This window comes from Bosea sp. F3-2 (assembly GCF_008253865.1).
Taxonomy (GTDB): Bacteria; Pseudomonadota; Alphaproteobacteria; order Rhizobiales; family Beijerinckiaceae; genus Allobosea.
Genome location: NZ_CP042331.1, coordinates 2,912,495 through 2,934,113 on the forward strand (window position 1 = coordinate 2,912,495; position 21,619 = coordinate 2,934,113).

Consider the following 21,619-nt stretch of genomic DNA (forward strand, 5'->3'; position numbering starts at 1 on the left):
AACCTGAAATCCGCCGCGCTTGAACGGCGTCTGAACGGCGCTGCCTCAGGCCGTTGCGGAGGCCCCAGCCGTCGCCCAGGCCGTGCCGGCGATCTTCGAGGCGGCGATGACCGCCTGGGTGCGGCTGTCGACATCGAGCTTGGTCAGGATCGCCGAGACATGAGCCTTCACCGTCGCTTCGGAGACGCCGAGCTCATAGGCGATCTGCTTGTTGAGAAGCCCCTCGGACAGCATCATCAGCACACGCACCTGCTGCGGTGTCAGCGTCGAAAGGCGGCGGACCATGTCGGCGACCTCGGCATCGACCGGCGCCGAAAGATCGACACCCGGCGGGGTCCAGACCCCGCCGTCGAGCACGGCGCGGATCGCCTCGCCCATCTGCGCGACATCGGCGGTCTTGGGCAGGAAGCCGAGCGCGCCGAATTCGATGCAGCGGCGAATCACCGCCGGATCGTCATTGGCCGAGACGACGATGACCGGGATTTCCGGGTGGTCGGCACGCAGGAAGAGCAGACCCGAAAAGCCCTGCACGCCCGGCATGGTCAGGTCGAGCAGGACGAGATCGGCATCGCCGCCGCTGGCCAGCGCTTCGGTCAGCGCTTCCAGGGAGCCGACTTCGCTGACCTCCGCGCCGCCGATGGCATGCGAGACGGCCTGGCGCAGCGCGCCACGAAACAGCGGATGATCGTCCGCGATGACGATCCGCGTCGAAGGCTGCTTGCTCATCGCCACCACTCCCTAAAGCCCGCATCGGCTCTGTCCGAAAACCGCATTCCGCTTTTCGGGCCGATTGCTCTTGTCCGGCCCGGACATTTTGCCTCAGGCCAAGAGGGGATCACAAGCACCCTGAGCGCAAGGCTGCAACCCGCCGCGGCTCAGCCATTGGTCGGCAACAGCGCTTCCAGCACCTCGATATGATCGGCCTCGCGCGGCGGCTTGTCCCAGCGGATGCGATTGATCCGGGGAAAACGCATGGCAAGCCCCGATTTGTGGCGGGTCGAGCGCTGCAGCCCCTCGAAGGCGACCTCGAAAACGAGTCCAGCCTGCGCCTCATGCGTGACCTCGCGCACCGGGCCGAAACGGTTCACCGTGTTCTTGCGGACATATTTGTCGAGCTCGATCAACTCCTCGTCGGTGAAGCCGAAATAGGCCTTGCCGACCGGCACCAGCTCCTCGCCGCCCTCCTCGCCCACGCGCCAGACACCGAAGGTATAGTCCGAATAGAAGGACGAGCGCTTGCCGTGGCCGCGCTGGGCATACATCAGCACGCAGTCGACCAGCCGCGCATCGCGCTTCCATTTCCACCAGTAGCCCTTGGGGCGGCCGGGCAGATAGGGCGAGTCGCGGCGCTTGACCATGCAGCCCTCGACCGCCTCGGCGTCGGCACCAGCGCCGGCCGAGGCCGGATCGGCACGAGCCGCCGTCAGCTCTTCCCAGGAAGCGAAGGGAAGCAACGGCGAGAGATCGAAGCGCACACTGGCGAGCCGCGACAGGAAGGCATCGAGGCGCTTCCGCCGCTCCTCGAAGGGCAGATGGCGGATGTCCTCCTCGCCATCGACCAATAAGTCGTAGACACGGATATGCGCCGGGAACTCGCCCAGCATCTTCGCCGTCACGGTCTTGCGGTTGAGTCGCTGCTGCAGCGTGTTGAAGCTCTGGACCGCGCTCTCGCGCATCACCAGCAATTCGCCGTCAAGCGCGCCGTCCTGCGTCAACTCCTCGACGAGATCGGGGAAGGCAGCGGCGATATCCTCGCCGGTGCGCGAATAGAGCCGCGTAACGCGCGTGCCGTCCGCCTTGCGGCCGCTGGCCGCCTGAACGCGGATGCCGTCCCATTTCCATTCCGCGCTGAACTCGGCCGGGTCGAGCTTGTCGAAATCGCCGTCCTCGATCGGATGCGAGAGCATGACCGGCCGGAACGGCGCCGGATCACGCGCTTCGGGCCGCGGCCCCTTGCCCTCCAGCCAGGCGAAGAGCTCGGCATAGGGCGGCTCCAGCCCGTGCCAGACCTGCTCGACCTCATCGGGCGGCACGCCGCCGAGGCTCGCGGCCGCCGTCTTGGCAAGACGGGCGGAGACGCCGATGCGGAGCGCGCCGGTGATGAGCTTGAGCAACGCCCAGCGACCGGTTTCGTCGAGTGCATCGAGCCAGGAGGCGATGAGGCGCGGCAGATCGGTCTTGCCGGCCTCGCGAAGGCTTTCGACCACCTCCGGCAAGGTCAGCGGCGAGCGGTTGTGCCCGAACGACTCTGCCTGCGCGTGGGGCTCTTCCCTTCCCCCTTGTGGGGAAGGGAGAGGGATGGGGGGCGGTCCGCTTGGCGAGCGCTCACCCGGTCGTTCGCCCCCCACCCCTGCTCCTCCCCACGAGGGGGAGGGGTGCCGCGGCCCCGGCCACATCAGCGCGACGGTCTCCGACAGGTCGCCGACATAGTCATAGGACAGCGCGAACAGAACCGGGTCGGTGCGCTCGGCGATCAGCGCGCGGATCAGCCCGGCCTTGGCATTGCGGAAAACGAGTCCGCCCGTCATCGCTGCCAGCGCATAGCCACGATCGGGATCGGGCGTGGTGCGCAAATAGTCCGCGATCAGTGCCAGCTTCGCATTGCGGCGCGGCTCATAGGCAAGGCGGTCGAGCAGCCAGGCGAAGCGGTTCATGCTGTCACCCTCCTGCCGCCGCTCGCTGTTTCCTGTTTGCTGCAGCGCATCGTTCAGCCGCCATTCATGAACGAAACCTTACCCACCGAGGAGCACAAGGGAGAGCCATGCCGATGCGTGCCGCGATGCGGTTGCTTGCCTTGCCTGTCATCGCTGCAGCGCTTTCGGTCGGAGCCCCCGCTCAGGCGGCCGGTTTCTCCTGCCGCGAGACGCCGATCGTGCGTTCGAATGCGACGCTCGCGCCGCTCTCCACCAAGGTGGCGCAGGGCCAGTCGCTTGCGATCCTCGCCATCGGCTCCTCCTCGACGGAGGGCGTCGGCGCCAGCGCCAAGGACAGGACCTATCCCGCGCGCCTGCAGGCACTGCTGACGAAGGCCTGGCCGAAATCGAGGATCGAGATCGTCAATGCCGGCATCGGCGGCGAGACCGCGCCGCAGACACTCGCCCGGCTCAAGGCCGCGCTGACCGCGCGCAGCTACGACCTCGTGATCTGGCAGGTCGGCACCAACGATGCCGTCACTGGCGGTGACCTCGAGGCCTTCAAGACGATGGTCGCCGACGGCGTCGCGATGGTTCGGGAGGCCGGCCCGGCCCTCGCCATCCTCGATCCGCAATACTTCCCCTCCATCCGCGATCCGCAGCGTTACGGTGCCTATGTCGAGGCGGTCAGCGAGGTTGCCCGGCGCGAGGCCGTGCCGGTCTTCGCCCGCTATGCGGCGATGCGCGAATGGCACCGCACCGACGCCGAGGCGTTCAAGGCGGCGCTGTGGACGGATGGCTTCCATATGAGCGATGCCGGCTATGACTGCCTCGCTCGCGACATGGCGAACGCCATGGTCGGCATGGCCGTACCGTCGCGCCCGGTCGTCGCTTCCTCGCGTTGATCGGCCTTCAAGCCACAGCCGCATCGGACGCCTCTCCGGTCTGCTCCGCTTCGCCCTCGTCGCCATAGCCGACGAGATGCAGCGGCTTGGCTTTCAGCCCGGCCGTGCCGCACCAGTGGACGAGCGCGTCGGCCTCGCCATGCGTGACCCAGATCTCGCCGGCCTGGACCTCCCGGATCGTCGCGAGCAGATCGTCCCAGTCGGCATGATCGGAGATGACCAGCGGCAGCTCGACGCCCTTCTGGCGCGCCCTGGCGCGGATGCGCATCCAACCGGAGGCAAAGGAGGTGACGGGATCGGGAAAGCGGCGCGCCCAGAGATCCTGCGTCGCGCTCGGCGGGCAGATGACGATCTCGCCGCCCAGCGTCTTGCGGTCGGTGTCGGCGACCATGCGGATCTCGCCGAGCGGGATGCCCTCGCCCTGATAGAACGCAGTGATCTTCTCGAGGGCGCCGTGGATATAGATCGGGCGCTCGTAGCCGGCCGCACGGATCAGCGCCATGACGCGCTGCGCCTTGCCGAGCGAATAGGCGCCGAGGATATGTGTCCGCTCCGGGAACAGCCTGACGGATTCGAGCAGTTTGGCCACCTCCCCCGCCGCCGGCGGATGGCGGAAGACCGGCAGGCCGAACGTCGCCTCGGTGATGAAGATATCGCAGGACACGGGCTCGAAGGGCGCGCAGGTCGGGTCGCGCTCGCGCTTGTAGTCGCCAGAGGCGACGATACGCAGGCCGCGGCTCTCGACCACGATCTGGGCCGAGCCGAGGACGTGGCCGGCCGGCACGAAGCGGAACTCGACCTCGCCGATACAGATGGCTTCGCCCGGCGCCGCAATCTGCTGCGAACCGGCGAAGCCCTCACCATAGCGCAGCGCCATGATGGCGAGCGTCTCGTGCGTCGCCAGCACTGAGCCATGGCCGGTGCGCGCATGGTCGGAATGGCCATGGGTGATCAGCGCCCGCGCCACCGGGCGGACGGGATCGATATGGATGTCGGCCGGCGGGCAGTAGAGCCCGGCCGCGGTCGGCAGCAGCAGTTCGGAGGGGCGCCAGCGGGCGCTTTGTCTGGCCAGCGTCATGCTCCCCAATAGGCTCGCCTTGCGCCCGACAGGGCGCGCGGCGGCCTATCTGCTTGATCATGCATCGGATTTTTCCGAAAAGTGGTTTCCACTTTTCGGCCCGATGCTCTAGACCCGCAATCATGACCGAGAAAGGCCAGACCACGTATTTCGCGAGTTCCGGCGACCCGGTGCTCGACCGCCGCTACGGCTGGGCCGAGGCTGCGCTGAAGGAGGGCGACGCGCAAGCTGCCGTCGAGATCCTCGACCAGACGCTGGCGCAGGCCTATCACTTCACCGCCGCCTGGCACCTCTACGGGTTGGCGCAGGAAGCGCTCGGCCATAAGGAGGACGCCGCCACCGCCTGGCGGCAATGCCTCGATCTCGACCCAAACGACCATTTCGGCGCGCGGCTCGACCTTGCCCGCATCGGGGCGATGCCGGCCGAGCAGGCGACTTCCGAGAACTTCTCCGGCGCGCTCTTCGACGCCTATGCCGACCGCTTCGACAGCCATCTGACCGAAACCCTGCAATACAACGCCCCCGCCTTGCTGAAGGCGGCGCTGGTCCGCTGCTGCAGCAACGCCGGCCGGCCCTTCCGGTTCGACACGGTCTACGACCTCGGCTGCGGCACGGGACTGATGGGCGAAGCGATCCACGAGCAGAGCGGTTTCATCGCCGGCTGCGATCTCTCGCCACGCATGATCGAACGCGCTCGGGCCAAGACGGCTCCCGACGGGACGCCGCTCTACGACAAGCTCGCCGTCGCGGGGCTGACGAGCTTCCTCGCCAGCCGGCCGGACGGCACGGCCGATCTCGTCGTCGCGGCCGATGTCTTCGTCTATCTCGGCGAGCTCGCACCCTGCTTCGCGCAAAGCGCGCGCGTGCTGGAGCCGGGTGGTTTCCTGGCTTTCACGGTGCAGACGCATCCCGGCGAGGGCGTGGTCGTCGGCGAGGATCGGCGGTTCGCGCATGCAGAGAGCTGGCTGCGGCAAAGACTGGGAGAAGCAGGGCTTGCTCCCCTACTCGTCGAGCCTGCCAGCACGCGGCAGGATCGCGGCGCGCCCGTCCCGGGCCTGCTGATCGTCGCGGAACGACGCTGAAAGCGCCTGCCCGTGTCGGGAACGGGGGCAGCCCGACGCCATGGCGCCGAGCAGCGGTCCGATCAGCCAGCTCGCCGGGTCACGACGATCAGTTCGCCCTGATCGTTTACCTGGGCGATCAGGACATCGCGCGCGGAAAAACCTTTTGCCTCCACGGCCATCTTTACCGCCGGGGCGTTCTCGATGGCATTCTGAAGCCGCTGGCTTTCGTCCGGCGTCCGCTTGGCCACGATCTCGTTCACCTGCGTCTTGGTCGCCTCGGTAAGCTCGTCGAGTTCGATGACATTGACAGATTTGATCGCCGGCGTGCCGCCGGGAGCCTGCGGCGACGAGGCCGGTGGCGGCGCGGGCGCGCGCTCCGTCGAGGGCGATTGGGCCGAGGGAGCCTGGGCATTGGCCGCGCCAGCCAGAACGAATGCGGCACCAGCCGTCGCGAGCATAAATATACGCATGGAGTTTCCTTCCATCGACTGCGGATGAGCGACGGATCAGGCACTGCAAATGGGTTCTGAGGCTGAACGCGATCAGGTCATTTCATGACCATGTAACGGCAGCAATGCGCCCGCCAATGGCGGATGTCCTCAAAGAAGATCAGTCACAGACCGCATTTGGCGACGAGAACAACGGCGATGATATTCCCCTTTCGTTCTCTCACGCCGCGCCCTATCTTCGACCGGCATGCCTGAGCCCTCCCCGCTCCCTTCCGCCTTCGAGGCCTGGTTCGCCAGTCGCGGCTGGAGTGTACGGCCGCATCAGCTCGCGCTGCTCGAAGAGGCCCGTGCCGGGCGCTCGACGCTCCTGGTCGCACCGACCGGGGCCGGCAAGACGCTCGCCGGCTTCCTGCCCTCTCTGGTCGAGCTCGCTGAACGCGGCGGCAAGCATGACGGTTTGCACACGCTCTATATCTCGCCGTTGAAGGCGCTCGCGGTCGACATCGCCCGCAACCTCGAAGCGCCCGTGCGCGAGATGGGGCTGCCGATCACCATCGAGACCCGCACCGGCGACACCTCTGCCGCCAAGCGCACGCGCCAGATCCAGCGCCCACCCGATATCCTGCTGACGACGCCGGAACAGCTCGCCCTGCTGGTCTCGCATCGCGACGCTGCGCCGTTCTTCTCAAACTTGCGCCGCATCGTGCTCGACGAGCTGCACGCGCTGGTCACCTCAAAGCGCGGCGATCTGCTTTCGCTCGACCTCGCGCGGCTGAAGGCGCTGGCACCGCAGCTCTCGGCCGTCGGCCTCTCGGCGACGGTGCGCGAACCAGCCGATCTGCAGCGCTATCTCGGCGGAGCCGAGACGCCGGCAGGACTCGTGACCGTCGCAGGCGGCGCAAAGCCGCGCATCGGCATCCTCGATACCGAGCGGCGCCTGCCGATCGCCGGCCACACGACACTGCATGCGATGGCCGAGGTCTATGAGGCCATCCGCACCCACAAGCTTACCCTCGTCTTCGTCAACACGCGCATGCAGGCGGAATTCGCATTCCAGGCGCTGTGGAACCTCAATGACGACAATCTGCCGATCGCCCTGCATCACGGCTCGCTCGATGCGCAACAGCGCCGCAAGGTCGAGGCGGCGATGGCCGACGGCCGACTCAAGGCCGTGGTTTGCACCGCCACGCTCGATCTCGGCATCGACTGGGGCGATGTCGATCTTGTCGTCAATCTCGGCGCGCCGAAGGGAGCAAGTCGGCTGATCCAGCGCATCGGCCGCTCCAACCACCGCATGGACGAACCGTCGGAGGCGCTCCTCGTGCCCTCCAACCGCTTCGAATTGCTGGAATGCCGTGCCGCGCTGGAAGCGGTTCATGAGGCTGCCCAGGACACCCCGCCGCCACGCATCGGCGCACTCGACGTGCTGGCCCAGCATGTCCTCGGCGTCGCCTGCTCCGACGGCTTCGAGGCAGATGCACTCCATGAGGAGGTCAGGACCGCCTCGCCCTATGCCGATCTCGTCCGCGAAGACTTTGACGCGGTCGTCAATTTCGTCGCGACCGGTGGCTATGCGCTGAAGAGCTATGAGCGCTTCGCCAAGCTCCGGCAGGACAAGGCGGGCCTCTGGCGCGCCAGCAATGCCCGCGTGATCCAGCAGTACCGCATGAATGTCGGCACCATCGTCGAGGCGACGATGCTGAAGGTCCGGCTCGGCCGGGCGCGCGCCGGGAAGCCCGGCCAGCCCGGGATGATCACCCGCGGCGGGCGCGTGCTCGGCGAGATCGAGGAATATTTCGCCGAGACCATGGTGCCGGGCGACACCTTCGTCTTCGCCGGCGAGGTCCTGCGCTTCGAGGGCATCGTCGAGAACGAGGCGGTCTGCTCGCGCACTTCCGCTGGCACCGATCCGAAGATCCCCTCCTATGACGGCGGCAAGTTCCCGCTCTCGACCTTCCTCGCCGCCCGCGTGCGCGCCATGCTGGCCTCGCCCAGCCTCTGGCACACGCTGCCGGAGGAAGTCGCCGCCTGGCTGCATGCGCAGAAGCTGAAATCGCGCCTGCCCAAGCCCGGCGAGCTCCTGGTCGAGACCTTTCCGCGCGGCGGGCGCTTCTATCTCGTGGCCTATCCATTCGAGGGCCGCCTCGCCCACCAGACGCTCGGCATGCTGCTGACGCGTCGGCTGGAGCGGGCCCGGATGCGGCCGCTCGGCTTCGTCTGCAATGATTACGGTATGGCCTGCTGGACGCTGGGCGACATGACGGCCGCGATCGCGCGCGGCGCGCTCGATCTCGACGAGCTCTTCGCGCAGGACATGCTCGGCGACGACCTCGAGGACTGGCTGGCGGAATCGGCGCTGATGAAGCGCACCTTCCGCTCCTGCGCCATCATCGGCGGGCTGATCGAGCGGCGCTATCCGGGCCAGGAGAAGAGCGGCCGGCAAGTGACGATCTCGACCGATCTGGTCTACGACGTACTGCGCCGGCACGAGCCCGACCATATTCTGCTCAAGGCCGCGCGCGCCGATGCGGCGACAGGCCTGCTCGACATTCGCCGGCTCGGTGAGATGCTGACACGAATCAGCGGCCGAATCGTGCATCAGCCGCTCGACCATGTCTCGCCGCTCGGCGTCTCGGTGATGCTCGAGATCGGGCGGGAGGCGGTCTTTGGCGAGGCGGCAGACGAGATCCTGGCGGAGGCAGAGGCGATGCTGACGGAAGAGGCGATGGCGTGACAGTCGCAGCCGCAGCGCTGTCGAAGACGAGCGAGGCCTTCATGCTGGGCCGGCTCGCGCTCGTGCCCGATCTCTCCGGCGCGCTCTGGCTGCCGGCGGAGCGCACGCTCGTCGTCGCCGACCTCCATCTCGAAAAGGGCTCCGCCTATGCGGCACGCGGCGTGATGCTGCCGCCCTATGATTCGACCGCAACGCTGGCGGCGCTCGCCGCGGTGGTGCGGCGCCATCAGCCGGCGCGCCTCATCGCACTCGGCGACAGCTTCCATGACCGCGATGCTGAAACCAGGCTCGCCCCGGCAACGCTCGCCTCCCTGCGCGAACTGCAGCAAGGCCGCGACTGGCTCTGGATCACCGGCAACCACGACCCGGCGATCAGCCGCGCCATGGGCGGCGACAGCGCCGCGTCGATCATGCTCTGCGGTGTAATGCTGCGCCATGAGCCGGATAGCGCCGCAGCCGGGCCCGAAATCGCCGGCCACCTCCACCCGACAGCGAAAGTGCGGATGCGTGGACGGGCCTTGAGGCGCCGTTGCTTCGCCCGGTCGTCGCGCCGCTGCGTGATGCCGGCAATGGGCGCCTATGCCGGCGGCCTCAATCTGCGCGACGTCGCCTTCCGGCCGCTCTTCCGCGAGGGCCTGAGCGCCCACCTCCTCGGCGACGGCCGCGTTTTCCAGATCGATCCACGATTATTGTTGCCGGATTAAGAGAGCGGGTTGCGCACGCCCCGCGCTTGTGGCATCAGGACGCCGCTTCGCAACGAAGCCGCGCCGCGAAACGCCCTCCCGGGCTAGCGGTCGCGGGTTGGCTGACGATCCTGCTGCCGTAGCTCAGTGGTAGAGCACTCCCTTGGTAAGGGAGAGGTCGAGAGTTCGATCCTCTCTGGCAGCACCAGCCATTCTCCGGGTAACGGCGAATTTCCGGCGGCGCGGAGAAAGAAGCGCGGCGAGCGCGCTTTACCCCTTCTTCTGCCCGCTTGGCGCCCTGACTGGTCTGCGCCCAGGCGGGAACAGTTAGCCGAACAGGCCTCCGTCTCTGCGGGGTCATTCCAGATTTTCCGACTGCCTTGTCAGGGTAGGCACAGAGACAGGTTAGCGCTTTTGGCCTGCCCCGCTTGAGTGGCCCGGCTTCAATCTCATGCATGGCGGCTTTGCGGCCATGTTTGACGGCGGCCCCATAGCGGCCGGCACCGCGGCATTCCTGAGCGAGTGCAGGAAGAGGACGTCCTTCTGCGACATGCCTTTAGCCTGAGCGGTACGGACGTAATCCTGCTGGATCACTTCGAGCATGGTCGCGCGGGTGATGCGAGCAATGAGCGCGACGTGGACACGGCCGAGCGTCGCCGAAGGCACTTGAACGTACGAGTTCGTACGTTATTCTTGCCGTCGTCACTCAGATTCGCCGATACGCCGCAAATACTATGGCCAGCATTTTGGCTCACCTGGTTGGTCCGTTAAATGGAAGCATCCGCAACATCGCGCAAACGCTCTTCGCCTGAACGCACCCGGACCAATGACCCCGAGCGCACGAAGGCGGAGCTCCTGGCGGTGGCGACGGAGGAATTTGCCACATTCGGTTTCAGCGGCGCCCGCGTCGACGCCATCGCCGAGCGGACGCGCACTTCGAAGCGTGTGATCTACTATTATTTCGGCGGAAAGGAGGGGCTCTATCTTGCAGTGCTCGAGAAGGTCTATGCCGATGTGCGGGCGATTGAGGAAGGCCTCAATCTGGATGCGTTCGAGCCTGAAGAGGCCCTACGTCGTCTGATCGAGCAGACCTTCGAAAATGACGACGCCCATGTCGAATTCGTGCGCCTCGTCGCGATCGAGAACATCCATCACGCCAAGCATCTCGCGAAAGCACCCTCAATCCGGCAGATCAATCTGCGGGCGCTTCAGGTCATCGGCCGAATTCTGGCCCGAGGCCAGGCGACGGGCCTTTTCCGCGATGACCTCGAAGCGGTCGACGTGCACATGGCGATCAGCGCTCTCTGCTTCTTCCGTGTCGCCAATCGGTACACCTTCAGTGAGATTTTTGGCGTCGACCTCTCGGAACCAGGACGACGCGCACGGCACAAGAAGATGATCGCCGATGCAGTGCTTGCGCTCGTTCGGAAATCGTAGCGAGGAAGCACCAGAGGCCGGCCTGTCGCGCTGGCAACGTGTCAAACTCTTCGGCGCTCCGACAGGAGACGAGGGGCAGCCCCCTCGCCTCTTTGCATGACAGGCACGCTTACTTCCGGCCGAGCTCGCTCATCGGCGTCTTAAAGGTCTCCCGCGCGGTGGCGGCCGACAGCGCCGCGACGATCGCGGTCACACTGGTGAACACCGCGACGGGCACCCAGCCATTCGGTCCGTCGCCGAGGAGCGCGGCGCTGATCGTCGGCGCGAAGCCGCCCAGGGCGAAGCCGATCTGCGTCCCGATCGCCATGCCGGAGAGCCGGACGCGGGTGTCGAACATCTCGCCATAGAGGGCCGGCCAGACGCCGTTGGAGGCGCTGTAGACGATCCCCGACAGCAGGATGCCGAGCGCGAAGATCAGCGGCAGGTTGCCCTGGCTGATCGCCCAGATATAGGGCCAGATCAGCACGGCGCAGCCGAGGGCGCCGAGGATGAAGACGGGCTTGCGGCCGATGCGGTCGGCCAGTATCGCCCACAGCGGAATGGCAGCCAGCGCGACCAGATTGGCAAGGACGAGCACCGTCAGCATCGTCGGCCTGTCGATCTTCATGGTGTTGACCGCGTAGGACAGCGTGAACACGCTGAAGATCGTGCTGACCACCGAGATCAGCGCGGCGAAGATGATGCGCAGCACATCGGCCCAGTGATCCTGGAACAGGATGACGAATGGAATTTTCGCGGTTTCGTGCTTCTTCGTCTCCTCGAGGAAGACGGGCGTTTCCGGCAGCGAACGCCGCACCCAGAAACCGACGGCAACCACGCCGACGCTGAGGAAGAAGGGGATGCGCCAGGCCCAGGACAAGAGGTCGGCCTCGGGCAGTCGGGTGATCGGGATGAAGACCAGCGTCGCCAGGATGAGGCCGGCCTGGGTGCCGCTCAGCGTGAAGCTGGTGAAGAAGGCGCGCCGATGGGGCGGTGCGTGCTCGAGCGTCATCGAATTGGCGCCGGCCTGCTCACCGGCGGCGGAGATGCCTTGCAGCAGCCGCGCCACGACCAGGAGGACCGGAGCGAGAAGGCCGGCCTGGTCATAGGTCGGCAGGCAGCCGATGAGAAATGTCGAAAAGCCCATCAGGAGCAGAGTGAAAGTCAGCACCTTCTTGCGGCCGAACTTGTCACCGACATGGCCAAGAGCGACGGCCCCGAAGGGCCGCGCGATATAGGCGACGCCGAAGGTGGCGAAGGATGCGATGGCGGCTGCGTGCGGATTCACCGACGAAAAGAAGATTTTTGGAAAGATCAGCGCTGCCGCGGTGCCGTAGATGAAGAAGTCATAATACTCGACCGCGCTGCCGATCCAGCTTGCCAGCGCGGCCTTCTTCGGCGTCTTCACGCCTGTCGCTTCGCCCGCATGCGAGCCTGCAGCGTTAATAGCTGTCATCTTGGTCTCCTCCTGCTTTGCATTTTTGTGAGTGAAGGGATCGGGCTCAGGCGGCGCTTTTCGCCGCGGTCGCGCCCAGCTCGGCAAAATGGCGCAGCATCCGCTCCGGATCGGGGGTTACGCCGGTGAACAGCCGGAAGGCTTCGACCGCCTGGAAGACCGCCATGCCGCCGCCATCGAGCGTGCGGCAGCCGAGGCGGCGGGCCGTGCGCACAAGCTCGGTTTCGAGGGGGAAATAGACGATCTCCGCCACCCAAAGCGCTGGCCGCAGCAGGTTCGCCGGCAGGGGGAGGCCAGGATATTTGGCCATGCCCGTCGGCGTGCAGTGCACGAGGCCGTCGGCCTCGGCCATGTCGGCCGCAAGGTCTTCCGTGGCGCGCACGCGGTCGTCCCCGGTGCGACCGAAGCGCTGGTTGAGCGAAGCCGCGACGGCCTCGGCTCGTGCTCCGTCGACATCCGACAGGATGAGCTCGCGCACCCCCAAGGTCATCAGCGCATGGGCGACCGCGGCGCCGGCGCCGCCGGCACCAAGCAGCACGACACGTCCGAGCGCTGCGCCGGGCAAGCCGCGACGAAAACTCTCGGCAAAGCCCCACCAGTCGGTGTTGTGGCCGATGCGGCGGCCATCCTTGAGCACGACCGTGTTGACGGCTCCGAGCGCGGCGGCGTCGGTGGAGAGCTCGTGCAGGTGCGGAATGACCGATTGCTTGCAGGGATGAGTGATGTTCAGCCCGGCGAAGCCCATGCGCTCGGCGGCGATCAGGAGCTCCGGCAAGGCTTCGGCGCCGAGGCTAAGCCGTTCGAGATCGATCCGCTGATAGATCAGGCGCAGGCCCTGCGCGTCGGCTTCGTGCTCATGCATGGGCGGCGTGCGGGACGCCTGGATGCCGGAGCCGATCAGGCCCACCAGGAAGGAAGGCTGTTCGAGCGTCATGGTGCTGCCTTTCAGGAAGGGTGGCGAGGCGTCGAAGCGCGGGGACGTCCCTCGCGATGCGGCAGCCGCAGGTCACGCCGGCGGCGTCCCAACAGCGCGACGTCGGCGAGCGCCGCGCGCCCGCGGATTTCGGGTTGGCGCTTGCCGGGCAGATCGAGATTGGGGCCGTTGGGCACGAGGGCCGGGTTCGCCGTCGTGGCGCCACCCCGGCCGTGGCACGAGGCATGAGCCGAGCGCTCATGCGCATCCGCATGGATTGCATCACTCCTCCCGGTGTTTCCTCGGGCGGGCGTTGTTCGCCCTGCCATATTTGATTTGACCTAAAATGTACGAACTGGTACGTTCATGTCAATAGGTATCTGAGCCATATGAAGCTCGGGCCTCCGGCGGTCAGGCGCCGGATAAGACCAAGGGTGGGAGCGCCGGAATGCGGAAGTCGATCGCGACGGTCTCGTCGAGCGATGCGCTGATTGAGAAACTCAAGGCGATCGCCTCGGTTGACTTCGACGACGTCGAGGTTTTCGAGAGCGCCCCTCTCCCCCACGCCAGATCGATGCGCGACATCCGCAGCTACGCCACGGATCGCGGGCTGCTGACCGACCTGCTCCAGCCGTTCCGTGACGTCGAGGACGTCTTCGGCGCGCAGCACAAACGCAATCTCACCCGCACCGCGCGCAAGTTCGACCTGATGGACGAGCTCGATAGGCGCAAGGGTTTCGCTCAAGGGAGGTCATCATAATGAATACCGTCGTCATCGCGGTCGCCATCACCGGCTCCGTGCCGCGGAAGAAGGACAATCCGGCGCTTCCGATCACGCCCTCCGAGCAGATCGAGTCGACGCATCAGGCATTCGAGGCCGGCGCCACGCTCGCGCACATCCATGTGCGCAACGACGATGAGAGCCCGTCATCGGACCCGGAGCGCTTTGCCGTCGTGCAGGCCGGCATCGTCAAGCACTGCCCCGGCATGATCGTGCAGTTCTCGACCGGCGGCCGGGGGCGCGATCCGGGCGCCCGCGGCTCGGCGCTCTACCTCAAGCCCGACATGGCCTCGCTTTCGACCGGGTCGGTGAACTTCCCGACGATCGTCTATGAGAACCACACGGTGCTGGTGACCGACCTTGCGACGAAGATGCGCGACAACGGCATCCGGCCGGAGATCGAGATCTTCGACCTGTCGCATCTGCATGGCGCGCGCCGCCTCGTCGAGGCCGGGCTGATGGACGACCATCCGCATGTCCAGTTCGTCATGGGGGTGCAGAATGCCATGCCGGCCGAGGAGCATCTGCTGGATCTCATGCTCGGCGAGCTGCGCCGAGTTCTGCCCAAGGCGACCTGGACCGCGGCCGGCATCGGCCGCTTTCAGGCGCCCGTGATGGAATGGGCGCTCAAGCGCGGCGCCGATGCGGTGCGAACCGGGCTCGAGGACAATATCCGCATCGCCAAGGACCGGCTCGCCGCGAGCAATGCCGAGCTCGTCCAGCAGGCCGCCGAAACCATCGCCCGGCACGGGCGGCGCGTGGCGTCGGTCACTGAGGCCCGCGAGCAGCTGGGTCTGCGGGCGGCCGGAACGGGAGCGACCTCCGCATGCCCGTGATCGAGGCCAACGGCGTCAATCTCTTCTACGAGCTTTCCGGCCCGACCGAAGCGCCGATCGTCGCCTTCTCCAATTCGATCGGAACCACGCTCGCGATGTGGGACACGCTCGTGCCGGCGCTGCGCGGCCGTTACCGCATCCTGCGCTACGACACGCGCGGGCATGGGCGTTCGCAGGTGGTGGATCAACCGATCACGATCGACGATCTGGCGGATGATCTGCTCGGCCTGCTGGACGCGCTCGCCATCGAGCGCGTCCATCTCGTCGGTCTGTCGCTCGGCGGGATGACGGCCCAGGCGCTCGCGGGCCGCGCCCCGGAGCGATTGGCGAGCCTGACATTGATGGCAACCGCGGCGCGGGCTCCGAACCCGGGCGGTTTCGCGGAGCGCGCCAAGCTGGTCCGGGCGAAGGGCATGGCGCCCATCGTCGACACGGTCAGGCGGCTTTGGTTCACGCCCGAGTTTCTCAGCTCCGCGCCGGACAAGGTCGCGCCCGTGCTGGAGACCTTTGCCGGCATCGATCCTGAAGGCTATGCCGCATGCTGCGACGCCATCGGCCGCATGGATTTGCGGCCGGCGCTGGGCAGCGTCCGCGCGCCCACCCTGGTCATCGCCGGGCGCGACGATCCGGCGACCCCGGTCGCCTCGGCCGAACAGATCGCGGCTCTGATCCCGCAGGCCGAACTCGTCGTCCTGCCCAAGGCGGCGCATCTGCTCGTCATCGAGCAACCCGAGGCGGCTGCGGCGCATCTGCTCGCCTTCCTCGATCGTCATCGCGACAGCACGCGCGCGCCCGGCGCAGTCGCGTTCGAAGCCGGTCGCAAGAGCGTGCTGGGCGAGGCGCATGTCGAACGATCGCTGGCGCAGGCCGGCGCCTTCGCCGAGCCCTGGCAGGACTTCATCACCCGAACCGCCTGGGGCGAGATCTGGGGCGATGCGCGGCTGCCCTGGAAGACGCGCTCCTTCGTGACGCTGGCGATGATGGTCGCGCTGCACCGCGAGGAGGAGTTCAAGCTCCATGTCCGCCCCGCCTTGCGCAACGGGGTGAGCGCCTCGGAGCTGCAGGCGCTTTTGCTTCAGAGCGCGATCTATGCCGGCGTGCCGGCGGCGAACGCCGGCTTCCGCTGGGCGAAGGACGTGCTCGGCGACGAATTGGCCGGCGATCCGGCCAAGAACCAAGGAGAGGAAACAGTCAGATGAAGAAGGTCTACCCCGACGCCAGGGAGGCGCTCGCCGGCATCGTCAAGGACGGCATGACGATCATGGCCGGCGGCTTCGGTCTCTGCGGCATCCCCGACACACTGATCGAGGCCATTCGCGAGTCAGGCGCGAAGAACCTGACCTTCGTCTCCAACAATGCCGGCGTCGACGGCGCGGGCCTCGGCCTGCTGCTCGAAACCCGCCAGATCAGGAAGATGATCAGTTCCTATGTCGGCGAGAACAAGCTCTTCGCCCAGCAATATCTCGCCGGCGAGCTCGAGCTCGAATTCACCCCGCAGGGCACGCTGGCCGAGCGCATCCGCGCCGGCGGCGCCGGCATCCCGGCCTTCTTCACCAAGACCGGCGTCGGCACGCTGATCGCCGAGGGCAAGGAGGAGCGCGAATTCGACGGCGAGCGCTACATCATGGAGCGCGGCCTGTTCGCCGACATCTCGATTGTCCATGCCTGGAAGGGCGATACCGAGGGCAACCTCGTCTACCGGAAGACGGCGCGGAACTTCAATCCGATGATGGCGAGCGCCTCGCGCTTCACCATCGCCGAGGTCGAGCATCTGGTGCCGGCCGGCGAGATCGACCCCGACCAGATCCACACCCCCGGCATCTTCGTGAAGCGCATCGTGCATGTGCCGAACCCGGTGAAGCGCATTGAGCAGCGCACCACCCGCCCGCGTCCGGCGGCGGCCTGAGGAGGAAGCGAACCATGGCTTGGACTCGTGAGCAGATGGCCGCCCGCGCCGCCAAGGAGCTGCAGGACGGTTTCTACGTCAATCTCGGCATCGGCATCCCGACGCTGGTCTCGAACTACATCCCCGCCGGCATCAGCGTGCAGTTGCAGTCGGAGAACGGCATGCTTGGCATGGGCCCCTTCCCCTATGAGGGCGAGGAGGATCCCGACCTGATCAACGCCGGCAAGCAGACGATCACCGAATTGCCGACCACCAGCTATTTCTCCTCGGCCGATTCCTTCGGCATGATCCGCGGCGGCCATATCGATCTGTCGATCCTCGGCGCCATGCAGGTCGCCGAGAACGGCGACCTCGCCAACTGGATGATCCCGGGCAAGATGGTGAAGGGCATGGGCGGCGCCATGGACCTCGTCGCCGGCGTCAAGAAGGTCGTCGTGGTGATGGAGCATGTCGCGAGGGCCAAGGACGGCTCGGAATCGCCGAAGCTGCTCGAGGCCTGCGACCTGCCGCTGACCGGCGCCGGCGTCGTCGACATGGTGATCACCGATCTCGGCGTCTTCACCATCGACAAGAGCAATGGCAGCGGCATGACGCTGATCGAGCTCGCCGACGGGGTGACGGTCGACGAGATCAAGAGCAAGACGCAAGCCGCCTTCAAGGTCGCTGTGTAAGTCAGCGCGTCATGGTCGGGCGCGGGGCCCCCCTCTCCTGGAGGGAGAGGGTTCCCCGCTCCTGCTGGTCTTGCACGACTGTCCCGTTTCCAAGGTGCCACGATGTTCTATCAGCTCTACGAACTGAACCACGCCGTGATGCAGCCGTGTCGCGCTTTCGCGGATGCCGTCAAACACCACTACTCGAACCCGATCAATCCGCTGTCGCACACGGCGTTCGGCCGTACCGCGGCGGCCATCGCAGAGATGTTCGAGCGCAGCACCCGGCGCTACGGCAAGCCCTCCTTCGCCATCGAGAAAACGGTTGTCGACTTGAACGAGGTCGCGGTGGCCGAGATCGTCGTCTGGTCGCGACCTTTTTGTAACCTGATCCATTTCGCGCGCGATCTGCCGGCGGGGCGCGGCGATGACCCCAAGCTCCTGATCGTCGCGCCGATGTCCGGGCACTACGCGACGCTGTTGAAGGGCACCGTCGAGGCGATGTTGCCACATGCCGAGGTCTACATCACGGACTGGACCGATGCGCGCACGGTGCCGACATCGGCCGGCGGCTTCGATCTCGATGATTACATCGACCACGTCATCGACATCCTGCATGCGCTCGGGCCGCAGACGCATGTCATGGCGGTGTGCCAGCCTTCCGTGCCGGTGCTCGCCGCGGTCGCGATCATGGCGGAGCGGGGCGATGCTTTCGCACCTGCGAGCATGACGCTGATGGGCGGCCCGATCGACACGCGCCGTAACCCGACCGCCGTCAACAAACTCGCGGAGTCGAAGGGCATCGACTGGTTCCGCAAGAACGTGATCATGCACGTGCCCTGGCCGGCGCCGGGCGCCATGCGCGAGGTTTATCCGGGCTTCCTGCAGCTTTCAGGCTTCCTCGGCATGAATCTCGACCGCCACATCACGGCGCACAAGCAGTTCTTCATGCATCTGGTCGAGAATGACGGCGACAGCGCCGAGAAGCATCGCGACTTCTACGACGAATATCTCGCGGTCATGGATCTGACCGCCGAGTTCTATCTCCAGACGGTCGATAACGTGTTCCTGCGTCACACGCTGCCCAAGGGCGAAATGATGCATCGCGGCGCGTTGGTCGATCCGGCAGCCATCCGCTCTGTTGCCCTGCTGACCGTCGAAGGCGAGAACGACGATATTTCCGGGATTGGCCAGACGGAGGCAGCCCACGCGCTTTGCGTGAACATTCCCGATCACATGCGCCAGCACTATGTGCAGCCGGCCGTCGGCCATTACGGGGTCTTCAACGGCTCGCGCTTTCGTTCCGAGATCGTGCCGCGCATCGTCGCGTTCATGATCAGCAACGGGAAGGAAGGGAGCGCGCGCCACGGGCAACGCCAAGACGACACCGCCGTGGTCTGATCGCCGTGCCCGACCGACTTCATCGTGTTGCGGTGGAAGACCGCTAGATCGCTTTGTTTGAGCATCGGATTTTGCCGAAAACCGGGGTCCACTTTTCTGTCCGATGCTCTAGACCGTCGCCCACGGATTGATGACGGGCAGCCCGGCGGCTTCAAAAGGTCCGGTGTCGCGCGTTGCCACGGTGAAGCCATGTGCTGCGGCCGTCGCGGCAATATAGCCGTCTGCCGCACCAATCGCCCTGCCTGCAGCTTTGGCGCGGGTACGGATCAGGGCATAGGCGTCGGCAGCGTCGGAATCGAAGGGAAGTATTCGCGGCCCAAACAGGACGATGATGCGCCTCTCCAAGGCCGCGCCCAGGCCTTCTTTACGTCGACCATCGGGCAAAGCCGCAACGCCATAGCGAAGCTCGGCCAAGCTGATCGTGGTCAGGAAAAGCGTCTCGATATTCTGTTGATCGAGCCAAGCGAGCACGGCCGGTTCACCGGCCGGCCTCAGCGGCTCGGAGATGACATTTGTATCCAGGACGATCATTCGAAGCTCACCGTACCGGCCGGCGTCTTGTCGCGCTCGATTTCGAGTTCCACGCCGCCAAACTCCCGCCCGATCGCGGCCAGCTCGGTGCCGAGCTTGATCCGATCATGTGGCCGAACGGCGCTTTCGATGATGTCGCGGATTTCCGCCTCAGTGCTCCGACCATGTTGGGCGGCCCGCAGCTTGAGCGCTCTATGTGTCGCTTCGGGCAAGTTTCTGATTGTGACGGCAGGCATTGATATCACTCCTCGCCATTCTATGGCGGCGCTATCATAGCATAAGAATTGATATCAATTCCTGCATTATCGGCATGAGAGCGGCACGGAGCCGCGGTTTTCGCAACTTTCACACAGGCCTTGTGGTGGGCCGATTGCTCAGGATGTGCTGCGGGCGATTTCCGCAGCGGTTTGTTCCGTCTGAACACGCAGCCAGCAATGAGCTGGATCGTTCTGGTAGCGGCGGTGCCAGGCCATGAACATGACGAGATCCCGTTCCCCCTGCTCCGCCGCGGCTTCCAGTGGGACAGGCGTGGTTGCGAACTCCTGCATCAGCGAGCCTTTGAGCAGGCTTGGCAGGGTCGCAAGGCGATCGGTCCCACGCAGGAAGGCCGGAACTCCCGAGAAGCCTGGCACAGCGATGGCGACGTCGCGGCGGATCCCTGCCGCGTCCAGCTCCTTGTCGAAGCGCAGCCGCTCCTTGTCCGGATAGACCACGGTGACGTGGCGCGCGCCGATATAGTCTTCGAAGGTGCGCGGCGCCTCCCGGATCCGCGGGTCGAAGAAGCAGACATATCGGTCGGTCAGGAGCCGCTTCTGAAGAATGTCGATGCCTTCCGGCGGGAATGGCGAGATCAGGAGATCGCAACGGTCCTCGCGCAGCATCTCGGTCGTCGGCACATCGGATGGCAGGACACGCAACTCGACACTCGCAAGCTCGTCTTCAAGCCGCTGGAACAGATGCGGCAGCAGCAGTTCCCGCTGGAGGTCGTTGGCGGCAATCCTGAGCGACAGTCGCGTCGTCGCCGGATCGAATTCGGCGCCCCGGGCGAAGTCGCGCATGGCGTCGAGCAACGCCCGGGCCTGTTCGCCAAGGGCGCGCGCATGGGCCGTGGCCACGATGCCGCGCCCGGATTTGACGAAGAGCGGGTCGCGCACGATCCGCCGCAGCTTGTCCAGTTGGTGGCTGACGGCCGACTGGGTGACGCCGAGTTCGTTTGCGGCCTCGGTTACGGAACCTTTCTCCAGAACCGCAAGGAACAGCTGCAAGGCCCGCCCGTCCAAATCCGAATAATCGATATTGCTCATGATAAAGATCGTAACCGATCAATTGATCGACGCAAACATTGATCAGAAGATGCGCGCGCCTGTGACGTCGATGGCAACTCGTTCAAACAGATAGGGAGAGACCAGATGCAGGAGCCTGCACCGCATCAGCCTGCCGGGCGGAACGCGCCGCCGACCATTCCGCGTATCGAATTCTTTCAGCGCGACCGTTCAATCCAGCCCGCTGCGCTGACACCGGGCTACAAGACCAGCATCGCGCGTTCACCGCGCCACGCGCTGCTGTCGCTGCAGAATTCGCTGTCGGAGATCACTGGACCAGTCTTCGGCCACAACGAACTCGGTCCGCTCGACAACGATCTGATCCGCAACTACGCCAAGGACGGCGATCCGATCGGCGAGCGCATCATCGTGCACGGGCGTGTGCTGGACGAGAATGGCCGACCGGTGCCGCACACCCTGATCGAGTTCTGGCAAGCCAATGCCGGTGGCCGCTATCGGCACAAGAAGGACACCTATCTTGCGCCGATCGATCCGAATTTCGGCGGCTGCGGGCGCACCCTCTCAGACGAGGACGGCTACTACTATTTCCGCACGATCAAGCCGGGCCCTTATCCCTGGCGCAATTATGTGAACAGCTGGCGGCCGGCGCACATCCACTTTTCGCTGTTCGGCTCCGGCTTCGCCCAGCGGCTGATCACGCAGATGTATTTCGAGGGCGATCCGCTGATCAAGATCTGCCCGATCGTCAAGACGATCCCCGATGAGGCGGCCATCGATCGGCTGATCGCGCCGCTCGACCTCAACGCCTCCGTGCCGCTCGACACGCTGGCCTATCGCTTCGACATCGTGCTGCGCGGCCGCCGTTCCACGCTGTTCGAAAACCGGCTCGAAGGGAATTGA

Annotated in this window: 21 protein-coding genes, 1 tRNA gene and 2 pseudogenes; 13 read left to right on the forward strand and 11 right to left on the reverse strand. The window is 65.9% G+C overall.

Annotated elements, in window-relative coordinates; genetic code table 11:
• Nucleotides 1–45: 45 nt before the first annotated feature.
• Complete coding sequence (locus tag FQV39_RS13400) at nt 46–726, reverse strand: response regulator (protein WP_149130743.1); 681 nt, start codon at nt 724–726, stop codon at nt 46–48.
• A 149-nt stretch (nt 727–875) separates the two neighbouring features.
• Nucleotides 876–2,654 carry a cisplatin damage response ATP-dependent DNA ligase gene (locus FQV39_RS13405; protein ID WP_149130744.1) on the reverse strand — a complete coding sequence of 593 codons (1,779 nt, stop codon included), beginning with the start codon at nt 2,652–2,654 and terminating at the stop codon, nt 876–878.
• A 107-nt stretch (nt 2,655–2,761) separates the two neighbouring features.
• Between FQV39_RS13405 and FQV39_RS13410 the strand changes: the two genes are divergently transcribed.
• On the forward strand, nt 2,762–3,538 hold the full coding sequence (locus FQV39_RS13410) for an SGNH/GDSL hydrolase family protein (protein ID WP_149130745.1): 777 nt from the start codon (nt 2,762–2,764) through the stop codon (nt 3,536–3,538).
• 7 nt (nt 3,539–3,545) lie between these two features.
• On the opposite strand, the gene FQV39_RS13415 is transcribed toward FQV39_RS13410, so the two are convergent.
• A complete protein-coding gene (locus FQV39_RS13415) occupies nt 3,546–4,616 on the reverse strand; it encodes a ligase-associated DNA damage response exonuclease (protein ID WP_149130746.1) in 1,071 nt (356 codons plus the stop codon).
• A gap of 122 nt (nt 4,617–4,738) precedes the next feature.
• On the opposite strand from FQV39_RS13415, the gene FQV39_RS13420 reads away from it, so the two are divergent.
• Nucleotides 4,739–5,698 (forward strand): methyltransferase domain-containing protein, encoded by a 960-nt coding sequence (locus FQV39_RS13420; protein ID WP_187640277.1) that lies wholly within the window; start codon nt 4,739–4,741, stop codon nt 5,696–5,698.
• 62 nt (nt 5,699–5,760) lie between these two features.
• On the opposite strand, the gene FQV39_RS13425 is transcribed toward FQV39_RS13420, so the two are convergent.
• Entirely contained in the window at nt 5,761–6,138 is a 378-nt protein-coding gene (locus FQV39_RS13425) for a hypothetical protein (RefSeq protein ID WP_149130748.1), read from the reverse strand.
• 238 nt (nt 6,139–6,376) lie between these two features.
• Here FQV39_RS13425 and FQV39_RS13430 point away from each other — a divergent pair, with 238 nt between their 5' ends.
• From FQV39_RS13430 to FQV39_RS13440, 3 genes are all read left to right on the forward strand, one after another.
• On the forward strand, nt 6,377–8,863 hold the full coding sequence (locus FQV39_RS13430; protein WP_149130749.1) for a ligase-associated DNA damage response DEXH box helicase: 2,487 nt from the start codon (nt 6,377–6,379) through the stop codon (nt 8,861–8,863).
• A 41-nt stretch (nt 8,864–8,904) separates the two neighbouring features.
• A complete protein-coding gene (gene pdeM, locus FQV39_RS13435; RefSeq protein ID WP_149133835.1) occupies nt 8,905–9,567 on the forward strand; it encodes a ligase-associated DNA damage response endonuclease PdeM in 663 nt (220 codons plus the stop codon).
• Between the two features lie 112 nt (nt 9,568–9,679).
• A tRNA-Thr gene (locus FQV39_RS13440) sits at nt 9,680–9,754 on the forward strand.
• A 284-nt stretch (nt 9,755–10,038) separates the two neighbouring features.
• Here FQV39_RS13440 and FQV39_RS34135 read toward each other — a convergent pair.
• A pseudogene (locus FQV39_RS34135) lies at nt 10,039–10,212 on the reverse strand (ABC transporter permease subunit); the annotation flags it as partial.
• A gap of 105 nt (nt 10,213–10,317) precedes the next feature.
• Here FQV39_RS34135 and FQV39_RS13450 point away from each other — a divergent pair.
• On the forward strand, nt 10,318–10,983 hold the full coding sequence (locus tag FQV39_RS13450) for a TetR/AcrR family transcriptional regulator (protein WP_149130751.1): 666 nt from the start codon (nt 10,318–10,320) through the stop codon (nt 10,981–10,983).
• A 109-nt stretch (nt 10,984–11,092) separates the two neighbouring features.
• Here FQV39_RS13450 and FQV39_RS13455 read toward each other — a convergent pair whose 3' ends face one another.
• The 3 genes and pseudogenes from FQV39_RS13455 to FQV39_RS34220 all read right to left on the reverse strand — a co-directional run.
• Nucleotides 11,093–12,418, reverse strand: a complete 1,326-nt coding sequence (locus tag FQV39_RS13455) for an MFS transporter (protein ID WP_149130752.1) — start codon at nt 12,416–12,418, stop codon at nt 11,093–11,095.
• Between the two features lie 46 nt (nt 12,419–12,464).
• Complete coding sequence (locus tag FQV39_RS13460; RefSeq protein ID WP_149130753.1) at nt 12,465–13,352, reverse strand: shikimate dehydrogenase; 888 nt, start codon at nt 13,350–13,352, stop codon at nt 12,465–12,467.
• A gap of 83 nt (nt 13,353–13,435) precedes the next feature.
• Nucleotides 13,436–13,528: pseudogene (locus FQV39_RS34220) on the reverse strand (type II 3-dehydroquinate dehydratase); the annotation flags it as partial.
• 251 nt (nt 13,529–13,779) lie between these two features.
• Between FQV39_RS34220 and FQV39_RS13470 the strand changes: the two are divergent.
• From FQV39_RS13470 to FQV39_RS13495, 6 genes are all read left to right on the forward strand, one after another.
• Nucleotides 13,780–14,091 (forward strand): hypothetical protein, encoded by a 312-nt coding sequence (locus tag FQV39_RS13470; protein ID WP_149130754.1) that lies wholly within the window; start codon nt 13,780–13,782, stop codon nt 14,089–14,091.
• Nucleotides 14,091–14,948 (forward strand): 3-oxoadipate:acetyl-CoA acetyltransferase, encoded by an 858-nt coding sequence (locus FQV39_RS13475; RefSeq protein ID WP_149130755.1) that lies wholly within the window; start codon nt 14,091–14,093, stop codon nt 14,946–14,948. Before FQV39_RS13470 ends, FQV39_RS13475 begins: the two co-directional genes overlap by 1 nt.
• The gene (gene pcaDC, locus FQV39_RS13480; protein WP_149130756.1) at nt 14,939–16,147 is read left to right on the forward strand and encodes a bifunctional 3-oxoadipate enol-lactonase/4-carboxymuconolactone decarboxylase PcaDC; all 1,209 of its coding nucleotides are present in this window, start codon (nt 14,939–14,941) and stop codon (nt 16,145–16,147) included. Before FQV39_RS13475 ends, pcaDC begins: the two co-directional genes overlap by 10 nt.
• Nucleotides 16,144–16,854 carry a CoA transferase subunit A gene (locus tag FQV39_RS13485; protein ID WP_149130757.1) on the forward strand — a complete coding sequence of 237 codons (711 nt, stop codon included), beginning with the start codon at nt 16,144–16,146 and terminating at the stop codon, nt 16,852–16,854. The genes pcaDC and FQV39_RS13485 overlap by 4 nt, the downstream gene beginning before the upstream one ends.
• A gap of 14 nt (nt 16,855–16,868) precedes the next feature.
• A complete protein-coding gene (locus FQV39_RS13490; RefSeq protein WP_149130758.1) occupies nt 16,869–17,525 on the forward strand; it encodes a 3-oxoacid CoA-transferase subunit B in 657 nt (218 codons plus the stop codon).
• 102 nt (nt 17,526–17,627) lie between these two features.
• Complete coding sequence (locus FQV39_RS13495) at nt 17,628–18,905, forward strand: polyhydroxyalkanoate depolymerase (protein WP_149130759.1); 1,278 nt, start codon at nt 17,628–17,630, stop codon at nt 18,903–18,905.
• Between the two features lie 108 nt (nt 18,906–19,013).
• On the opposite strand, the gene FQV39_RS13500 is transcribed toward FQV39_RS13495, so the two are convergent.
• The 3 genes from FQV39_RS13500 to FQV39_RS13510 all read right to left on the reverse strand — a co-directional run bounded on the left by FQV39_RS13500 (nt 19,014) and on the right by FQV39_RS13510 (nt 20,740).
• Nucleotides 19,014–19,436 carry a type II toxin-antitoxin system VapC family toxin gene (locus FQV39_RS13500; protein ID WP_149130760.1) on the reverse strand — a complete coding sequence of 141 codons (423 nt, stop codon included), beginning with the start codon at nt 19,434–19,436 and terminating at the stop codon, nt 19,014–19,016.
• Nucleotides 19,433–19,672 carry a FitA-like ribbon-helix-helix domain-containing protein gene (locus FQV39_RS13505; RefSeq protein WP_149130761.1) on the reverse strand — a complete coding sequence of 80 codons (240 nt, stop codon included), beginning with the start codon at nt 19,670–19,672 and terminating at the stop codon, nt 19,433–19,435. Before FQV39_RS13505 ends, FQV39_RS13500 begins: the two co-directional genes overlap by 4 nt.
• Nucleotides 19,673–19,810: 138 nt before the next feature.
• Nucleotides 19,811–20,740 (reverse strand): LysR family transcriptional regulator, encoded by a 930-nt coding sequence (locus tag FQV39_RS13510; RefSeq protein WP_149130762.1) that lies wholly within the window; start codon nt 20,738–20,740, stop codon nt 19,811–19,813.
• Between the two features lie 105 nt (nt 20,741–20,845).
• Between FQV39_RS13510 and pcaH the strand changes: the two genes are divergently transcribed.
• Nucleotides 20,846–21,619, forward strand: coding sequence for a protocatechuate 3,4-dioxygenase subunit beta (gene pcaH / locus FQV39_RS13515; protein WP_149130763.1), 774 nt, complete (start codon nt 20,846–20,848; stop codon nt 21,617–21,619).